Source organism: Kitasatospora sp. NEAU-69 (genome assembly GCF_057158765.1).
Window position 1 is genome coordinate 192293 of sequence record NZ_JBWXUE010000010.1, and the last position, 14954, is coordinate 207246.

The following is a 14954-nucleotide window of genomic DNA, read 5'->3' on the forward strand; positions in this document are numbered from 1 at the left end:
TTCCCCAGCGCGAAGGGTAGCGATGCGGCTACCGTCAGATCTGTGGACATCGGGGGATACGCGTACCCCCAGGTGGTGCCTGCCCGCCGGTGACTCCCTGCCGCCTACTGCGACCACCCGCCCTCTGCGACCACCCACCTACTGCAACCACCCGCCGACCGGCCCCGACCGGCTCGATCCGGCGACCCGTCACACCGTGCCAGAGAGACCAGAGTCGAGAGTAGGTCTGCACCTCATGGACAAGCGGAGCGAACCCGACCCCCAGCCCGGTACGCACGGTGCCGGCCTGCTCGACGACCCGGCCGTCACGGCTCAGTCCGGCCCCGGCTCGATTCGTGTCTCCAGCCTGCTGATGGAGGACGTGGTGGCTGCGGACGCCGTGTCCATAGCCGACGTGGTCGGCTTGTTCGCCGGGAAAGCCGCTCTGTTCGCCAACCCCTTCCTGGGCGGCAAGGAAGAAGCCCTGATCGTCGACCGGGACGGGGTGCTGACCCATCTGCAGCGCGACCTGACCTCCGAAACGGGCTGGCAGCAGGTCCAGGTGACGAACCCGCCGGATGCGAAGGTGATCAAGGCCGACGAGGTCGTCGTCGTGGTCCACCCGGCCGACCTGACCGTGTGGGCGATCCTCACGGATCCGAACGGCTCACCGGGCGCGCTGCAACTGGTCAAGAGCGGGAAGTCCAGCTCCTGGCATCCTTCTCCGGTCATCTGGGCCGGCGGGAAGCCGTCGACCCCGATGAGTCAGCTGCAGGTGTACTACGAGGGTCACCATCCGGTGGTCACCGGTATCGACCCGACGCAGCCGACCGACGTCGTCGTGCTGACCACAACGGATCCCACGGCCCGTTTCGTGCAGCGCAGGACGATCACGCTGAAGACGGACCGCGGCGCCCCGACCGAACTGGTCTCCGTGAGCAGTGAGTCGGCGCAGGTGGTCTGGACGCTCCACGGCGCGCTGGTGGCGGTCTCGTACAGTGCGAACGGAACCACCGTCCCACTCACTCCGGAAGGGGCCCATCTCGTCGGTGGCTTCCAGTCCCCTTACCGGGGGTCGTTCACGGGGGCGGGCTTGCTCTTCCTCGACCTAGCGGGGAACTTCTGCAGCTGGACCGAGCAGACCGGCACCACTCGTGTGACGTCCGCGCTGGGGTTCGTCACGGCGTCATCCTGGATCGACGTCAACGGGATGAGCCACGTCTACGGCCTGGACGACCAGAACACCCTCAAGGTGCTGCACCAGACGGCGTGGGACGGCGACGGCCTGCCGATCTGGGCCAGCGCCACCCCCGTGAGCCCCGCCGGACACGCTGCACCCGCCGAGTCCGCGGTGCCGGCCTGTGTCGGACTGGTGCCCAAGGTCGCCGCGTTCGCCCTCGATCCGTTCCCGGACGCCGTGCCCAGCCAACTGGTCAAGCAGGATGCGGCCACCTCCGACGAGCAGTTCAGCTTCTACACCCAGGACATCAACTCCGTGCGGTGGTCGCGGGACAAGGTGCGACTGCCCGCCACGGGCGATCTGACCAGCAAGTACACCCTGACCACCAACTACGTCAGCACCGTGACCGTGCTCGACCACAGGGGCATGCCGATGCCGAACCTGCCGGTGAGGGCTTCTGCCGAGACGCTCACCGAGATCCAGGTCGACGGCACCTCCCATCTGGTCGGCCCTGGGCACCACGCGGCACTGGTCACCAACCTCGCGGGCGTGGTGGCCATTGCGACGCCCGCACACAGCCTGCTGCCTGCCGTCCTGCACGTCGATGCGGTCGGCCTGGATCGAGGCGCGATCTTCCAGCCCGCGGCCGGCCTGGCCGACTACCTCTCCGGCACGGCCTCCCTGGCGTCGCAAGACGGCCTCTTCGACGCGAAGGCACTCCGGGGCGCGAAGATCGTGGACGCGGACCACCAAGGAGCGATCGACGATGCGGTGACGAGCATCCACAACGTCTTCAAGATCGCATCGGGCCAGCCCGTGCCCTCGACACTCCACCAAGGAGTCTGGCTCCACGGCTTCGCGTTCGGCAACGGCCAGTCCGACGGGCCTGTGGGCTACCGGGAGTTCGCCGGTCCCGAGGAACTCGAAGCGCACCTGCGCGCGATTCGCTCACGTCCGGACTACGGCGGCGTCCTGGACGACTTCGTGAACTTCACCGGAGACATCTGGCAGGGCATCAAGAACGGGGTCATCCAGGTCGTCGCGGTCCTGCCCGCCACACTCACCCGGGTCTTGATCAAGATCGGGGAGAAGACCGTCGAGCTGGCCGGATTCGTCCTGGACTCGGTCGCGAAAGCGGTGCACCTCGTCGAGGCGCTGTTCGGCACGCTGACCGTGACCACCGCGAAGGTCGTCGACTGGCTCAAAGCCCTGTTCGACTTCAAGGAGATCTGGGAGACCAAGAAGGCGCTGCAGGACGGCGTCGCGCAGATGCTGGAATACGGCGCCGCGACCATCGGACACTTCGAGGCCCAGGCGAGGGACTGGGTCGTGAACCGGCCGCAGGACCTTCTGACGGCCTTCGACACACGCCTCGCGGAGTTGACCGAACAGTATGCGGGACGCCGTCTGGGTGACCAGCCGCACCAGATCCCCATCCTCACCGACCCGTACGGGCAGACGGTGAAGCCGGCCGCCCTGGGACACGATCCGCGATCCTCCTGGCTGCTGAACCGGGCGCTCGGTGCCGGCACCGTCGCGGCTGTTCAGACCACCGCGGCGGTGCGGACGACACCCGCTGCCGGTCCGGATCCCGTTGACGACGCGGTCACGGCGTTCCTGGCGGCGTTGACGAAGACCACGGTCGTCGATGGCGTCACCGCGAGGTTTCCCGACCCCGCCATGACGGTCCGCGGCGTGGTCGGGGACCTGCGGGACCCCGACGGCACCGCCAAGGCGTCGATGACGAAGCTGATCGGGACCGCGGGGGACGTGCTGCACGGCGCCCTGGGAAACTCCCCGAAGGACCTGACGGCGGGGGCGGGGCTGGGACCCTTGCTCGACGCGACACTCGCGGTCGTCAAAACCGTCGCCAGTCCCCAGAACTTCAACAGCATCCTGAACACGGAGCTGTCGCTGGGCCCGGTCGGCCACCTGTACAAGTGGATCCGGACGCAGAGCGGGGACGGATCACAGGCGGATCTGACCTTGGGCGAGCTGGCCTTCCTGAACCTGGCACTCGCGGTCACCCCGACGTACAAACTGCTCAACGGAGTGCACCAGGCACCCTTCCCCGGAGGTACCTTTCCGACGCTGCCGGCACCGCCATGGCACCCGGCGTACGACCCGCAGCAGGGCGGGCTCAGCCCGGAGGTGGTGAAGGCCCTGTCGTTTGTCAGCGGCGCCGCCGGCGTGGCGGGCGGCTTTATCGACGGCGCCACCGACCTTTCTGTCTTCCTGGACAAAAGGGGAAGAGCAGTACCGTTCGGCGTAGACCTGACACTGGGTATCTGCTCGCTCACAGCCGCGGCTGCCGGCTTGATCGGCTGCTGGCCGGAGGTTGCCGGCCACGATGCGAATGACCCCCAGATCGACTTCTGGTGGGCTTCCTTCGGCACGGCGGCGCTCAACTGGCTCCTCGGCCTGGGTTTCATGGGAGCGGCGATCTACAAGCAAAAGGTGGACCCGAACAATTACGCCACCAATCCCATCCTCAAGAACTGCGGCCCGATCGGTTCGATCCTCACCGCCGTCGTGGGCATGATCACCCTTGGTGTAGACCTCACCGCCTGCTGGAAGTCCCGGGCAACCGGACTCAAGTGGGCCGAGTACATCTGCGGGGACCTGCCGCAGGTGGCGCAGGCCCTGCGTGTCATCACCCCGGTCGACCCAGTTGACCAAGCCATCCTGATCGGCATCATCGCGGGCATCGATTTCGTGCTGACCGAATTCTCCGCGGGTGCATCGATCTACGACGCCGCGCAGTTGTCGGGCACGGCTCAGCCCGGTGCGCCGGCTGCCGTTCGCGCGCGGATGCCACACCGGGGTCGGTGATTCGCCGGGGGTGACGGCCGCGGAGGGGCGACGGCCGGGCGAGAGGGTCAGCTCTCCTGCGGCGCCCCGCCCGAGGGCTGCGCCAGCCGGCGGGCAGCGGTCACCACGGCAGAGCGCTTCGCGGCCAGCCGCTCATCCGCGCCGGCCTCGCCGGCGGCCTCACCCGCCGTGCCGACCGCCGTCCCGCTCGCCCCGCTCTCGGTCAGCATCTGGGCCATTTGCGGGACCGCGAACCACCATGCCGCCAGCGCGATGATCATGAACACCAGGTGGCCGGGCTCCAGGTCGTCGCTGACCAGCCCGTCCCGCTGGGCGGCGGCGAACGCCTCGACCTTGAGCCGGTAGTGGCCGGCCCGGGTGTCGTGGTCGGGGAGCGGAGAGGTGCCCGACAGACCCTCCCAGTGCAGCAGTCTTGCCAGCTGGGTATGGGTGGCGTGGTAGTCGAAGACCAGTCCGGCGAACTCCCCGACGTCGCCGCGGCTGACCGGCTCCACCGGCACCGCCTCGGCGACCCGGGCCAGTTCGTCCGCCAGCACGGCGGCGAACAGGTTCTCCTTGGCGCCGAAGTAGTGGTAGAGCCGCTCCTTGTTCACGCCGGCCCGGCGGGCGATCCGGTCCATCGTCGTGCCCTCGAGCCCGCGCGCCGCGAACTCCTCGACCGCGGCCGCCTTCAGGCGCCGCTTGGTCTCCTCGGTGTCCCATGCCATCCGCGCACTCTAACGCCAAGGGCGCGTTGACGGCCCATCAGCCCGTGCGTATGCTCAACTCCAACGTTGGAGTTGGAGATGGGGTTGGGGGTTGTCCCCGCCCGCCGCCTGCCGAGCGGCCGGCCGGGCTGTCCACCCGCACCAGAAGCTCACTGGAGGAATTCCGTGCACCGCAGAGATGTGCTGAGAACGGCCGTCATCGGTACCGGACTGCTCGCCGCCGGCGGGCTGGCCCCCGCCGCCGCTTCGGCGGACGGTACTGCCGACAACCAGGCCGCCGCGGCGCCGGCCGGGGTCACCGACCGCACCGGCCGCACGCGGACCGGCCGCGACATCCGCATCCAGGCCGCCGACCGGGCCTACCCCGCGCGCTTCCCGGACCACCCGGTCAACCCGGACGACCGCGAGTTCCCCTACCTCACCGTCTACGGCAAGGGCCTGCCGCACACCAGCCTCGGCGAGGTGGACCAGGCCGCCTACCGCACCATGATGCGGGCCATCGACAGCGGCAAGTCGAGCGACTTCGACCTGATCCCGATGGGGCTCCCCAACGGCCGCAAGCAGCTCGGTCCGCAGGGCGGGCTCTCGTTCGAGCTGCTCGGACCCGACTCGCACGCGCTGGTCGTGCCGCCGGCCCCGCGGGTGGGCAGTGCCGAGGGTGCCTCCGAGATGGCCGAGCTCTACTGGATGGCGCTGCTGCGGGACGTCCCGTTCACGGACTACGCCGACTCCCCGCTGGTCGCGCAGGCGGCGGCGGACCTGTCGGGCTACTCGGACTTCCAGGGGCCCAAGCAGAACGGCCGGGTCACCCCGGGCACGCTGTTCCGCAGCGACCTGCCGGGCGCGCTGGCCGGCCCGCTGCTCTCCCAGTTCCTGCTGCGGGACGTCAACTTCGGTAGCCAGCCGATCAAGCAGCTGCGCGACACCGTCCGGCCGGGCGTGGACTTCGGCACCTCCTTCGACGACTGGCTGGCCATCCAGAACGGCGCCAACCGGCTCACCAACCGGGACTTCACCAACCTCCGGTACATCCAGACCGGCCGGGACATGTCCCACCACACGCACTTCGACGTGCTGTACCAGTGCTACCTGATGGCCGCCGTCATCCTGCTGAACGACCCCGCCTACCCGGCCGAGCTGCAGGACCCGGGCAACCCCTACCTGCACTCGGCCAACCAGATGGGCTTCCCGACCTTCGGCACCCCGCACCTGGTCACGCTGCTGGCGGAGGTCGCCCGACGGGCCATCACGCACACCGAGTTCCAGCAGTTCTTCGTCCACAAGCGGCTACGGCCCGAGGAGTACGCGGGCCGGGTCGAGGTCCACCTCAACCAGGACCGCGGCCGCTACACCGGCCTGCTGCCCGACGAGCTGCTGAACTCCGAGATCCTCGACCGGATCAACAGCAAGTACGGGTCCCACCTGCTGCCGCAGGGCTTCCCCGAGGGCTCCCCGATGAGCCCCTCGTACCAGAGCGGCCACTCCACCGTCGCCGGCGCCTGCGTCACGGTGCTGAAGGCCTGGTTCAACGAGTCCTTCGTGCTCACCGACCCGGTGCAGCCGAGCGCTGACGGCACCACCCTGGTGTCCTACACCGGCGCCGACAAGGACCAACTGACCGTCGGCGGCGAGCTGAACAAGCTAGCCACCAACGTGGCCCACGGCCGGGCGATGGGCGGCGTGCACTACCGCTCGGACAACGCGCAGGCGTTCGTGCTGGGCGAGGAGATCGCCCTGCAGATGATGCGCGAGCAGAAGCGCACCTACATCGAGAACGGCACCTTCACCGTCACCCGGTTCGACGGGACGACGGTCACCATCTGATCCCGGGCGGCCCGTCCCAGCACGGGACGGGCCGCACCACGTACGCACGACGCAGGGAGAAACACGATGCACATGCGGGCTCTTGGCAGCCAGGGACTCCAGGTCTCGGCGATCGGCCTCGGCTGTATGGGGATGTCCTTCGGCTACGGCACGGTCGCCGAGGAGCAGTCCATCGCGACGGTTCACCGCGCGCTGGACCTCGGAGTGACCTTCCTGGACAGTTCCGACCACTACGGGCCGCTGACCAACGAGGCGCTGCTCGGCAAGGCGCTGGCCGGCCGCCGTGAGGGGGTGCAGATCGCCACGAAGTTCGGCACCTACTCGCCCTACACCCCGCCGCGGATCCCGGACGGCCGCCCGGAGCACGTGCGCAGCGCGGTCGACGCCTCGCTGCAGCGGCTCGGCATCGACTACATCGACCTCTACCTGCAGCACCGGGTCGACCCGCAGGTGCCGATCGAGGAGACTGTCGGCGCGATGGCCGAGCTGGTCACCGCCGGCAAGGTCGGTTACCTCGGGCTGTGCGAAGCCTCGGCGCAGAGCATCCGCCGGGCGCACGCCGTGCACGCGATCAGCGCGGTGCAGACCGAGTACTCGCTCTGGACCCGGGACATCGAGGACGACGTCATCCCGACCCTGCGCGAGCTGGGCATCGGCCTGATGCCGTACGCCCCGCTCGGCCGCGGCTTCCTCACCGGTGCGATCAGCTCGCCGGAGGACCTGGCCGAGGGCGACTTCCGCCGGATCGCCCCGCGCTTCCAGGGCGAGAACTTCGAGCGGAACCGGGCGCTGGTCAACGTGGTCCACCGGATCGCCGAGCGGCACGGTGCGACCGCCGCGCAGGTGGCGCTCGCCTGGGTGCTGCAGAGCGCGGAGATGGCCGTGCCGATCCCCGGCACCACCAAGCCCGAACGGGTCGCGGAGAACATCGCCGCGCTGGACGTCGAGCTGACCGCCGAGGACCTGAAGAGCCTGGACGAGGCCTTTCCGCCCGGCGTCGCGGCGGGCGAGCGCTACCCGGCGCCGATGATGGCCCTCGTCAACGGCTGAGTCACCGTCAACCGAACCAGCAGCACCACACCGAACACCCCGTCCCATGAACCCAGTTGGAGGATCACCATGACTCGTGTCGTCCGGTTCCACGAACTCGGCGGCCCCGAAGTGCTGCGCATGGAGGAGGCCGAACCCGCCGCCCCCGGCCCGGGCGAGGCACTCGTGCGGATCGAGGCCATCGGGCTCAACCGGGCGGACGCGAGCTTTCGTGCGGGGCGCTACGTCGAGCAACCGCGCTCGCTGCCCAGCGGACTGGGATACGAGGCGGCCGGCACCATCGAACTGACGGGGGACGGCGCCGGCGCCTTCGCCGCGGGCGACCCGGTCAGCATCCTGCCGACCTTCTCGATGAACGACTACAGCGTCTACGCCGAGCGGGCCGTGGTGCCGGTCTCGGCCCTGGTACCGCGGGCCCCCGAGCTGGACCCGGTGCTGGGCGCCGCGGTCTGGATGCCGTACCTGACGGCCTACGGCGCACTGGTCGAGGTGGTCGGCATCGGCAAGGACGACTTGGTGCTGATCCCGGCGGCCTCCAGCAGCGTCGGCCTGGCGGCCATCCAGATCGCCCGGATGCTCGGCGCCGTGCCGGTGGCGGTCACCCGCACCGAGTCCAAGCGGGCCGTGCTGACCGAGGCCGGCGCGGCCGACGTGATCGTGACGGAGCGTCAAGACCTGGTCGAGGAGGTGCTGCGGATCTCCGGCGGCGCCGGCGTGCGGGCGGTCCTGGACCCGGTGGCCGGCCCCTGGGTGGAGACGACCCTGGCCCCGGCCACCGCTCCGGGCGGCACCATCGTGGTGTACGGCAGTCTCAGCGGCGAGCCCACTCCGTTCCCCCGGCTGGCGGTCGGCAAGGGTCTGACGTTGCGCGGGTACCTGGTCTTCGAGACCACCTCGGATGCCGAACGCCGTTCCCGGGCCGTGGAGTTCGTCAAGGCGGGCTTGCGGGACGGCCGGCTGCGGCCGACCGTGGACCGGACCTTCCCACTGGACCGGGTGGTCGATGCGCACCGCTATCTGGAGTCCAACCGGCAGGTCGGCAAGATCGTGCTCACCGTGGCCGGTTGAGCCGCAGAACGCGCTCGGCCAAGCCCTAGGAGGCCAGGGCGCGGGCCGGGGCGGCCCAGCGGTCGGCCGGCAGCTCGACGATCTCGCAGCCGTCGGCGGCCAGCCGCAGGATCTCCGCCGCCGCGCGGGAGGGGTCGAGACCGAAGACCCAGGGGCCGGGCACCAGGACCACCTGGTGCACCCAGGCGGCCACCGCGCGGGTCAGGTGCTCGAAAGCCGGGCGGGCGTCCCGCGAGGAGCAGCCGTTGTCGAGGTAGACGGTCGGGGCGGGCAGGCCGAGACGCTCGGCGTAGGCCTGGAGCGCAAGGCGATGGGTCTGCATACCCCACCTGTCGGTGGGGTAGCACCGCAGGTAGATGGCGGGCCGGGGCTGGAGCATCGGGGGCCTCCTGTGAGTGGGAGGCGCAGCCGCTCGGCGCCGCCGCGTCGCTCCCACCTCCAGCAGAACGCGCTCGTACCCGGGGAACAATGACGTGACACCCGCGACCGGAGGGTGGGCTAGCGGGGATCGATGGGGGAACCGTATGTAGTGCGGCTCGCCTCGGCGGCCTGCTCGCGGGAGACCCCCAGTTTGCGCAGGGCCTGCGCCACGTGGTGCTCGACGGTGCGCGGCGAGAGGAAGAGCGCCTGGGCGATCTCCCGGTTGGACGCCCCACGGGTCAGCAGCCGGGCGACCTGCAGTTCGCGCGGCGAGAGCTCGTCACCGTAGCCCCGGCGGCCGACCGGGGAAGGCCGCGCGAGCCCCAGCTCGCGCAGGGCGTGCTCACAGCGTGCCTGGTCGGCGGTGGCTCCGAGCCGGGCGAACTCCGCCGCCGTCCGGGTCAGCTCCTCGGCGGCGGCCCGGCGGTCGGTGACCGCGAAGGCGCGGGCGGCCAGCTCGGCGGCATAGGCCGCGATGTACGGCCGACCGAGATCCGTGTACTGCTGTCGCGACCGTTCGAAGCCCGCGCGGGCAGCCGGCGGATCGGCCGCCTCCAGGAGCAGGCCCCGGCACAGCTCGACCTCGGCGGCCGCCGCCGGTGCGTCACGGCCCCGAATGCCCGCCTCCACCTCGTCGACCAGCCGGGCTGCCTCCGGTACCAGGTCACAGTGCAGGGCGTCACAGTGCAGGGCCGCGTCCACGGCGACGGCGTACAGGCCCACGCTCCACACCCAGACCTGCTTGCGGCGCAGCGCGTCGATCGCGTCCAGCGCGACGGCCCAGGCGGCCGGGCTGTCGCCACGCGCCAGGTGGACCCGGCCGAGGCCCGCTGCCGCCGCGACGCGCCACATGGTCATCCGATGGGTGCGGGCCAGTGCCGCGACGGCCTCGAGCCGTTCCTGCGCCTCGGCCCATTCGCCACGGGCGGTCGCCAGCAGACCGGTGAGCAGGAGCGGGTAGGCCTGGGCGGTCGGCATGTCGGCGAGTTCGGCGGCGAACACGCCGATCCGCTCGTCCAGGCCCCGCCAGTGGCCGCCGGTCCAGTCCAGCCGCAGCCGGGCGATCCGGCACCAGTTCGTGATCACGGGGTGGTGCCAGCGCTCGGAGAGCTCCTCGGACTCGTCCAGCAGGCTGCGGGCACGGGCGTCCTGGCCGAGCCAGATGGCGCTGTCGGCGGCGTTGTAGAGCCCCCGGGCGGTCTGGCGCAGCCCCGCCGGCTCCGCGCCGTGCCGGGGCAGGGTGTCCAGTAGTGCCCAGGCCGCCGGGTCGCCGACGACCGAGAGCACGGTGACCTTGCCCGCCTGCACGGCGATCCGGGCGGCCTGATTGGTGCTGCCCTCGACGGCGCGTTCCGCGCGCTCCATCCAGGCCAGGTTCTGCGCCATCGGCACGTCGGCGTTGCGTACCGCCAGGGCGGCCATGGCGCGCGAGGCCAGTTCGGGCCGCTCCGCCAGCTCCTCGGCGGCGAGTTCCAGTTGCTCGAAGCCGGCGACCTGGTTGGCATGGCTGGCCATCACCAGTCCGAGGGCGAGCCGGATCTCGCCGCGGGTGGCGGTGGCCAGGCCGGGGTCGGCGACGATGCTGCGCAGCGCCGGGATCGTCCCGGTGAAGTCCACGGCGTGCTCGGCGAAGCGGCTCAGGGCCAGGGCCGCCTCGGAGCGCTGCTCCGAGGGCAGGGTGGGCTCCGCGAGCAGTTCGCGGAGCAGGCCGGCGGCGACGCCGTAGTCCCCTGCCGCGTTGGCGTGGTCGGCCGCCGCCTGGGCCTCGCGCAGCCACGCCTGCCGGTCGCCGAGCGCGAGCGTGTGATGGGCGATCTGCACCAGGGCGGGCGGGGACTGCCGGCGCAGCGCGGCGATCGCCCGCAGGTGCAGCCGGCGCCGGCGCGGACCCACGATTCCCTCGTAGACCGCCTGCTGCGCGAGCGCGTGCCGGAAGTCGTACTCGCCCGGGCCGACCTCGCGCAGGACGGAGCCCTCCAGCGCGCCGACCAGTCCGGCCTCGACCGGATCCTCGTCGAGATCGGCGACCTGCCCCAGCAGGGCCTGCGAGGCGGGTACCGCGAGGACGGCGGCGGCGTGGACGATGACGGTGGCCTCGGGTGCCAGCGCTGCCAGCCGGGCCGCGATGGCCTCCTGGAAGGCACGCGGGATGCGGATCCGGTCCAGCTCCCCGCCGAGGTCGCCGGTCGGCGAGATCCGGCTCTCCAGCGCCCGGACGTCCTCCTCGACCACCAGCGGCAGCCCGTCGCTGCGCTCGTACAGGGCCCGGCAGAGCGGGCCGGTGGCGGCCTCGGCGCCGAGCATCCGGGCCACCAGCTCGTGCACGTCGGTCTCGGTCAGCGGGGCGAGGTGCAGCTCGGCACCGGTGACCCCGGCGGGGTGGCGGTAGGCGGCGCCCAGCACGGGGGCGCCGGGTGCGAGGTCCTCGGCGCGGTAGGTGAGCACCAGGGACAGCTCCGGCGGCGGGTCGCGGGCGAGCCACAGCAGCAGCTCGCGGGTGGCGTCGTCGCTCCAGTGCACGTCCTCGACCACCAGGACGACCGGTCCGAGCGCCCGCAGTACCTCGCGCACGGCCCGCACCAGCTGGTGCCGCTCGCCGCGCAGCTCATCGGCCGGCGGCGCGGCCGGCAGCCGGTCGGCCAGCTCGGGGAGGAGCCTGGCGAGCGCGCCGGCCGCCGGGTCCATCCGTTCGGGCGGTGGCAGGGCGGGCCCGGCGGCCCCCAGCGCGTCGGCGACCGGGCCGAAGAGGAACGGCTCGCGCAAGGGGTGGCAGTGGCCGACCAGCACCCGGCGGCCCCGGTCGGCCAGCTGCACGGCGGCCTCGCGGACCAGCCGGGACTTGCCGATCCCCGCCTCGCCCTCGACCAGGATCACGGCGGGCGCGCGCCGCGCCGCACCGAGCAGCTCTGCCAGCTCCCGGTGGCGCCCCACGAACAACTCGGCGGTACTGTCCGGCATCGGTGACTCTCTCTCGCTGCCCGCCGGGCCGCCGAGCGGTCGGCATGAGCCGGCCCGACGCCCTGAGGCCCACGCTAGCCGGGTCGGCGACTTCGGACCATCACGGACAGCGCCCCGATCGCCCGGCCCACCCGCGCGATCGCGCTGTGTCACCTCATCGGATGCGGGATCCGGTGAAGCGTGAGACGACGGCCAGGTCGTCCCCGATCCGGCTCGCGGCCTCCAGCAGCGGGGGGAGGACGGCGTCGCGGATCTGCTCGGCGGTGCCACGGCTGGCATGAAGGGCGACGTTGGCGGCTGCGATCACTCGTCCGAGGTCGTCGGTGACGGGGACGGCGAGGGAGCACAGCCCCTCCTCCAGCTCCTGGTCGACCAGCGCCCAGCCCTGCCTCGCCGCCGTGTCCAGAGCGCGTGAGAGAGCCGGGAGGGTGGTCTTGCTGCGCGCGGTGAACCGACGAGGGGTCACCCGGCTCAGGTGATCCAGACGTTCCTGCTCGGGCAGTGCCGCCAGGAGCACCCGGCCCATCGAGGTGGCGTACGCGGGGAACCGGGTGCCCACGGTGATGTCGACCCGCATGATCCGGGATGCGGTGACGCGGGCGATGTAGCGGATGTCGTCGCCGTCGAGGACGGCGACGGACGCCGATTCGTGGACCTGCTCCACGAGGGCGGCCAGATGGGGCCTGGCGATCTGGGCGAACGTCAGTTGGGACAGGCGCGGGAAGCCGAGGTGCTGCAGGGTGATCAGGGCCCGGCGTGCGGTGGCACGGGGGAGTCCGGTGGCGCGCGCCGCGTCGGCCAGGCTCATGGCCCCGCGCCGCGCCGCGAGGGCGCGCAGGACGTCGAGTCCGCGCGCCCGAGCCGGCGGCAACCCGGTCATCCCGCTGGTCGCCGATCTGACCGCCGCCGTGCCCGGCGAGGCCGCGCCTTTCGTGTCTCGACCTCGACGAAGACCTGGCCACCCTCCACGCCGCCCCCGCCCACCAGGCCGACCCGGCCGTGACCCGCTGGATGGAGCAGACCTCCACCGCCGGCCAGGGCCTGGACGCGCCGCTCCTCGACATCCACACCACCGCCGACCAACTGGTCCCCGTCGAGCAGGAGAACGCCTTCGCGGCCCGCGTCCGCGCCGCCGGTGACGGCGCGCAGCTGCGCCAGGCCTATGTCGCCCGCCAGGGCCACTGCAACTTCACTGCCGCCGAGGTCCTCGCCGGCCTGCACGCCGTGGTCCACCGGATCGACACCGGGCACTGGGGCGACACCAGCGCCGCGGCCCTGACCGCCGACCGGCCCGCCGGAACCACGGCCTTCGTCACCTACCGCCCCGCACACCTCGTCACCCGGTGACGCGGTGGCGTTCACCCCGGCAACTCCGAGATGCCCGACGCCCACCCAGCGCTCACCCAGCGCTCACCGGAGCGCGATCGCCGTCCACGACACCGGCGGCAGCTCGATGGTGAGAACGCCGTCGGCGAGTGTCGCGCTGCGGTTCGCGGACGGGGTGACCCGGTGCTGTTCGGCGAACGTGTTCTTTGCGTAGACGTCGGGGTCGGCGAGGGTGACCGCCTCGGCGATGCCGGCGAGCCCAAGGCTTCGCATGTCGACCGTGACCTGCGCTGCTTCGGCCTGGTCGCGGTTGACGAGGAAGACCGCGGCCCGGCCCTCGTCGACGGTTGCCACGGCGTCGATGACGGACGCTTCGCCGTGGCGCGCCGTGTGGTAGGTCGGTGCGTCGATCACGGGCCGGATCACCTGGCCGGAGGCGAGGCGGCTCGTGATCGAGAAGGGGTGGAAGGTCGTCTGCCGCCACGCCGGCCCGCCGGGCTCGGTCATGATCGGTGCGATCACGTTGACGAGCTGGGCGAGCGAGGCCGAGGCGACCCGGTCGCTGCGCTTGAGAAGGGTCATCAACAGGTTGCCGACCACGACGGCGTCCGCGACGGTGTACGTGTCCTCCAACTGGCGAGGGGCGTGCCGCCACTCCTCGTTGACCTCGTCGGACTCCTGGTGCTGCGTGAGGTACCAGACGTTCCATTCGTCGAAGGAGATGTCGATCTTCTTCTTCGAGCGCTTCTTGTACCCCACGTGGTCGGCGGTCGCGACGACGGTGTCGATGAAGTAGTCCATGTCGACCGCGGAGGCGAGGAAGGAGCCGAGGTCGCCGTCGTGCTCCTGGTAGTAGGCGTGGCAGGAGATGTGGTCGACGTACTCGTAGCTGTGTTCGAGAACCGTGCGCTCCCAGTCGCCGAACGTCGGCATGGCGGACCCCGAGGAGCCACAGACGACGAGTTCGAGGTGCTTGTCGGCCGCCTTCATGGCAGCGGCGGTGCGGGCCGCGGTCTTGCCGTAGTCCTCGGCGGTCATGAAGCCCGTCTGCCAGGGCCCGTCCATCTCGTTGCCGAGGCACCACATGCGCACGTTGTGCGGCTCCGGGGAGCCGTTGGCGATCCGCAGGTCCGAAAGCGCTGTGCCGGAGGGATGGTTGGCGTACTCGAGCAGATCGAGGGCGGGCAGGATGCCCCGGGTGGCGAGGTTGACGGCCAGCATCAGCTCGGAGCCGGTGAGCTTGAGCCACCGGGCGAACTCGTCGAGGCCGACCTGGTTCGACTCGAGGGAGTGCCAGGCGAGGTCGCGCCTCACCGGGCGCTGCTCGCGCGGGCCGACGGAGTCCTCCCAGCGGAAGCTCGAGACGAAGTTGCCGCCCGGGTAGCGGATGGTCGTGCTGCCGAGCTCCCTGACGAGGTCCACGACGTCCATGCGGAACCCGTCCTCGTTCGCGGTCGGGTGTCCGGGCTCGTAGATCCCGGTGTACACGCAGCGGCCGAGGTGTTCGACGAACGATCCGAAGGTCCGGCGCCGGACGGGGGCGACGACGGCCTGACGGTCGAGTGCGACGTGGGCGTGGGGCAATGCGGTGCTCCTTGGTCTGTGCTTGG

The 14954-nt window shown here is 71.3% G+C and carries 10 protein-coding genes; 5 read left to right on the top strand and 5 right to left on the bottom strand.

What is annotated here, in order from left to right:
• The first annotated feature begins 235 nt into the window (after positions 1-235).
• A complete protein-coding gene (locus tag AC060L_RS14395; RefSeq protein WP_483799100.1) occupies positions 236-3991 on the top strand; it encodes a hypothetical protein in 3756 nt (1251 codons plus the stop codon).
• Between the two features lie 47 nt (positions 3992-4038).
• Here AC060L_RS14395 and AC060L_RS14400 read toward each other — a convergent pair whose 3' ends face one another.
• Positions 4039-4698, bottom strand: coding sequence for a TetR/AcrR family transcriptional regulator (locus AC060L_RS14400; protein WP_483799101.1), 660 nt, complete (start codon positions 4696-4698; stop codon positions 4039-4041).
• A gap of 165 nt (positions 4699-4863) precedes the next feature.
• Between AC060L_RS14400 and AC060L_RS14405 the strand changes: the two genes are divergently transcribed.
• The 3 genes from AC060L_RS14405 (at position 4864) to AC060L_RS14415 (ending at position 8640) form a co-directional block, all read left to right on the top strand.
• Positions 4864-6522, top strand: a complete 1659-nt coding sequence (locus tag AC060L_RS14405; protein WP_483799102.1) for a vanadium-dependent haloperoxidase — start codon at positions 4864-4866, stop codon at positions 6520-6522.
• Positions 6523-6588: 66 nt separating this feature from the next.
• Positions 6589-7572, top strand: a complete 984-nt coding sequence (locus AC060L_RS14410) for an aldo/keto reductase (RefSeq protein ID WP_483799103.1) — start codon at positions 6589-6591, stop codon at positions 7570-7572.
• 69 nt (positions 7573-7641) lie between these two features.
• Positions 7642-8640, top strand: coding sequence for a zinc-dependent alcohol dehydrogenase family protein (locus AC060L_RS14415; protein ID WP_483799104.1), 999 nt, complete (start codon positions 7642-7644; stop codon positions 8638-8640).
• A gap of 25 nt (positions 8641-8665) precedes the next feature.
• On the opposite strand, the gene AC060L_RS14420 is transcribed toward AC060L_RS14415, so the two are convergent.
• The 3 genes from AC060L_RS14420 to AC060L_RS14430 all read right to left on the bottom strand — a co-directional run bounded on the left by AC060L_RS14420 (position 8666) and on the right by AC060L_RS14430 (position 12898).
• Positions 8666-9019: a hypothetical protein gene (locus tag AC060L_RS14420; protein ID WP_483799105.1), complete on the bottom strand. Its 354-nt coding sequence runs from the start codon at positions 9017-9019 to the stop codon at positions 8666-8668.
• A 119-nt stretch (positions 9020-9138) separates the two neighbouring features.
• On the bottom strand, positions 9139-12018 hold the full coding sequence (locus AC060L_RS14425; RefSeq protein ID WP_483799106.1) for an ATP-binding protein: 2880 nt from the start codon (positions 12016-12018) through the stop codon (positions 9139-9141).
• Between the two features lie 154 nt (positions 12019-12172).
• A complete protein-coding gene (locus tag AC060L_RS14430) occupies positions 12173-12898 on the bottom strand; it encodes an IclR family transcriptional regulator domain-containing protein (RefSeq protein ID WP_483799107.1) in 726 nt (241 codons plus the stop codon).
• Positions 12899-13017: 119 nt separating this feature from the next.
• On the opposite strand from AC060L_RS14430, the gene AC060L_RS14435 reads away from it, so the two are divergent.
• Positions 13018-13365, top strand: coding sequence for a hypothetical protein (locus AC060L_RS14435; protein ID WP_483799108.1), 348 nt, complete (start codon positions 13018-13020; stop codon positions 13363-13365).
• Between the two features lie 63 nt (positions 13366-13428).
• Here AC060L_RS14435 and arfA read toward each other — a convergent pair whose 3' ends face one another.
• Positions 13429-14928 carry an arabinosylfuranosidase ArfA gene (arfA, locus tag AC060L_RS14440; RefSeq protein ID WP_483799109.1) on the bottom strand — a complete coding sequence of 500 codons (1500 nt, stop codon included), beginning with the start codon at positions 14926-14928 and terminating at the stop codon, positions 13429-13431.
• Between the last annotated feature and the right edge of the window lie 26 nt (positions 14929-14954).